This is a genomic window from Gordonia sp. (in: high G+C Gram-positive bacteria) (genome assembly GCF_049647785.1).
Taxonomy (GTDB): Bacteria; Actinomycetota; Actinomycetes; order Mycobacteriales; family Mycobacteriaceae; genus Gordonia.
Genome location: NZ_JBARYI010000027.1, coordinates 1 through 3,760 on the forward strand (window position 1 = coordinate 1; position 3,760 = coordinate 3,760).

Annotated in this window: 4 protein-coding genes; 2 read left to right on the forward strand and 2 right to left on the reverse strand. The window is 63.3% G+C overall.

The window, feature by feature from the left end; translation table 11 throughout:
- Window positions 1–55: 55 nt before the first annotated feature.
- Window positions 56–1,735, reverse strand: a complete 1,680-nt coding sequence (locus WBA38_RS03570; protein ID WP_424294088.1) for a PHA/PHB synthase family protein — start codon at window positions 1,733–1,735, stop codon at window positions 56–58.
- A gap of 58 nt (window positions 1,736–1,793) precedes the next feature.
- Window positions 1,794–2,288, reverse strand: coding sequence for a MaoC family dehydratase (locus WBA38_RS03575; protein ID WP_424294087.1), 495 nt, complete (start codon window positions 2,286–2,288; stop codon window positions 1,794–1,796).
- 450 nt (window positions 2,289–2,738) lie between these two features.
- On the opposite strand from WBA38_RS03575, the gene WBA38_RS03580 reads away from it, so the two are divergent.
- Both WBA38_RS03580 and WBA38_RS03585 read left to right on the forward strand, forming a co-directional pair.
- Entirely contained in the window at window positions 2,739–3,257 is a 519-nt protein-coding gene (locus tag WBA38_RS03580; protein ID WP_424294086.1) for a glycine cleavage system protein R, read from the forward strand.
- 59 nt (window positions 3,258–3,316) lie between these two features.
- Window positions 3,317–3,697, forward strand: coding sequence for a helix-turn-helix domain-containing protein (locus WBA38_RS03585; protein WP_424294085.1), 381 nt, complete (start codon window positions 3,317–3,319; stop codon window positions 3,695–3,697).
- Window positions 3,698–3,760 lie beyond the last annotated feature (63 nt).

Sequence of the window (3,760 nt, forward strand, 5' to 3'; positions counted from 1 at the left end):
GGCGCGAACCTCTCGGAGGTTCGCGCCGTTTCGTCAGCGGTGGGGCAGTTCTCGCTCAGCTCAGAACGTAGGTGCCGGGAGCGGCTGTCAGCGGCGGATTGGCCGCGCTGCCCATCGTCGGCGGCGCCTGCAGCTCACCGGCGCGCGGGGTGTACCAGCGGACCCAGTCCTCCCACCAGGAGTTCTCCTGGACGGTCGCGGCCTCGCGCCACACGTTGGGATCGGCAGGCATGACCTCCTGCTTCGGCGACTCGGGATCGCCCACGGCTGCCGTCCAGCTCCGCTTGTTGGGCGGGTTCACGATCCCGGCGATGTGCCCGCCGTTCGACTGAACATAGCGGACGCCGTCACCGAACAATCGGGCGCCAGCATACGACGATGTCCACGGGACCACATGATCGTTGATCGCGCCGACCACGTAGACCTCGCCCGAGAACGCGCGGAGATCGACGGGCTCGCCACAGATCTCGAACTCGCCCTTGGCGAGCAGATTCTCCGCGTACAGCTGGCGCAGGTATTGGATGTGCATCGTTGCGGGCATATTGGTCGCATCTTCGTTCCACGCGAGCAGATCGAATGCCGGCGGCTCCTCGCCGAGCATCCAGCGTGACACCCAATAGTCGAAGATCAGGTCGTTGGCGCGCAGGATGTCGAAGGTGTCAGCCATCGACGACCCGGGCAGATAACCGCGTTTGGCCATCAGCGTCTCGAGTTTGTCGAGGGTGTCCGGATCGGTCATCAGGCCGAGCTGACCGGGATCGGAGTAGTCAAGGAGGGTGTTGATCAACGTCAGGTCACCAATGCGCTCGTCGCCGGTGCCTGCTGCGATCGCCGACATCGCGCCACCGAGGCAGACCGCCGTCAGATCTACTTTGGGGGCTCCGGTGATCTCTTGAATCACGTCGAGGGCAGATCGGATGCCGAGCTCGAGGTAGTCGTCGAAGCTCACCGAACTCATGCTCGCGTCGGGGTTGCGGTACGAGATCGCGAACACCGTGCGTCCGTGCTGGACGGCCCACTCGATGAGGCTCCGCCCCGGAGCCAGATCCATCACGTAGTACTTGTTGATCCAGGGTGGGCTGGCGAGCATCGGCACCGCGTGAACCTCGTCGGTCTGCGGCGCGTACTGGATGAGCTCCATCAACTCGTTCCGGTAGACCACCTGGCCCGGGGTGCAGGCCATGTTCTCGCCCACGGTGAAGGCGTCCATGTCGACGCGGAGCGGCTTTCCGTTGCGGGTAGCCACATCGGACAGTGCGTGCTGTGCGCCGCGGACCAGCGACTTGCCGCCGGTAGTGAGGGCCTTGATCAGGACATTCGGATTCGTGAAGGGTGAGTTGTAGGGAGAGCACGCATCCCACACCATCTCGACGAACGCCCGGGCCTTGGCGGTAGTCGCGGCGTCGTCGCCAGCGAGGTCGATGAGATCGAGAGCATAGCTGCGGGCGGCGAAGTAGCTCTCGACGATCGTGTAATACGCGGGGTTCTCGTGCCATACGGCATCGGAGAATCGTCGGTCGCGCGCCGATTCCGGGCATCGGGGAGCGTCGCCGAGTCCGAAAGTCACGCGCGTCGCGGCGCCGGGGATCCGGCTCACACGTGAGGCGAACTCGCCGGTGACACGGGCGATGCCTTGCGGGTTCTTGGCCGACGCGCCGACGGTGCGGATAGTCGCCTCCAGAAATCCGACGGGATCGATCTCGGCGCTGAGTCGGTTGACGAGAGAGTTCTTCATTTCCTGCTTCGCTGGTAGTGGTTCGCGGATGTACGGGGAGGGCGTCGGAGGCGTGTGGTCAGCCGACGTCGCCGAGGTAGCGCATGATCATCTCGGCAACGCACACCGGTCGTTCCACACCCTCGGCGGTGAACGTCAGCGCGGCGGTGAGCTGCCACCCTCCGGGCACCTCGTCGACGCTGAGGACTCGCGCCGAGGCGCTCACTTCAGAACCAACTGGAACGGGGGCGGGGAATCGCACCTTGTTGAGCCCGTAGTTGATGACCTGAGCGGCGTCGCCGACGTCGAGGAGGTCCCAGAACAGCGGGACGGTCAGCGACAGCGTGAGGTATCCGTGCGCGATGGTGGTCCCGAACGGGCCGTCCTTTGCCCGCTCTGGATCGACATGAATCCACTGGTGATCGCCGGTGGCGTCGGCGAAGGCATTCACCTGCTCCTGAGTGATGCGGATGCGCTTCGACGTACCGAGTTCCTGACCCGTCAGTGACGGGAGTTCGTCGATACGGAGCTTCCGATTCGCGGTGGGAGTGAGGTTGTCGCCTGAGTTGGTCACATTGTCCTAACATTAAAGATCCGACAGATGTCGACTATTCGCATAAGTGCGCGAATGGAATTCAGATCGGCGAAAATATGCTTCCGACTGCCCTTCCGAGGGGCTTGGAATATTCGACGAATACTCGACCTGATGAATTCAATCTAGGTGATTCAAATGCCGGGCGCCAGGTTATGTGAGGTATCTGACTGATGAAATAAGATCGTCATCTGCGCTGCTCACGGGTCAGATATGCGGGGCGTGCGCGCCAATTGCGGCACACCTAGTGTCCTACTCGCGAGTAGATCTATAGGTACTCGCAAGTAGGGTTCTCTAGAGAAAGTTTCGCCATTTCTTTCCTTTTAATCGAGGGCTTTCAATTACGATTAGGGAGAGTCGCGAAAAGTGCTGTGCGACGCACGAATTCGCCGACCGATGCGAATCATCGGTCGGTCGGGATACGCTTCATCCATGCGAAACCTAGTGATGTCGGTGATCGGTGACGATCGTCCCGGACTGGTCTCGGCGTTGGCCGACGCCATCGCGGCGAACGGGGGTAACTGGGAACGTAGTCAGCTGGCCCAGCTCGCCGGAAAGTTCGCCGGGATCGTGGTGGTCACTGTGCCGCAGGATCGATCCGGGGGGCTCATCGCCGCCGTCACCAATCTCGAGGGACTCCTCGAAGTCGATGTGCATTCCGCCGGCAATGCGGCGGTCCGTGCGGGCGAGTGGACCTCGCTCACGATCGGGGTGTTGGGCAACGATCGGCCGGGCATCGTTCACGAGCTGTCCGCTGCGCTCAGTGCGAGCGGTGTCTCGATCGAGAAGATGACCACCGGGACGCGCGAGGCCCCGATGGCCGGAGGGATGCTCTTCGAGGCACAGATGGAGGTGCTGATTCCGCCGGATGTCGACGCCGCGGCGATCCGTGCGGACCTCGAGCGCATCGCCGAGGAGCTGCTGGTGGATCTGGGTATCGCGGACGACTGAAGTCCGATTGTCTGTGGTGCGTTAGGCCACGGGTTGCCGCGCCTCGATATCATTGGCCCATGAACGACAGGGACTTCCAGCCGCTGTCGCTGGGTGAGCTCATCAGGACTCAGCGCGAGCTGACGGCGATGCCTATGCGCAAGCTCGCCGAGATGGTCGGGATCTCGAATCCGTACCTGTCCCAGATCGAGCGGAACCTTCGCGAGCCCAGCGACCGGGTGCTCGAAGCCATCGCCGATCAGCTGCACCTATCGGCGGATTCGGTGGCGGCGTCGACCCGGAAGTCGGATCAAGAGGGGCGGTCGGAGGTGGTCTCCGCGATTCGGCGGGATCCGGATCTCACGCGTGCTCAGCGTGACGCCTTGGAAGAGATGTACGAGACCTTCGCCGAACTCACCATCGCCAATCGGCGACGCGGGTCGGCGAAGGTCGACGACTGACGTCGATCTGAACGCGAACGGCGCGCACCCGTGGGGGGGGCGCCCCGGTGGGGGTGGGCGGCG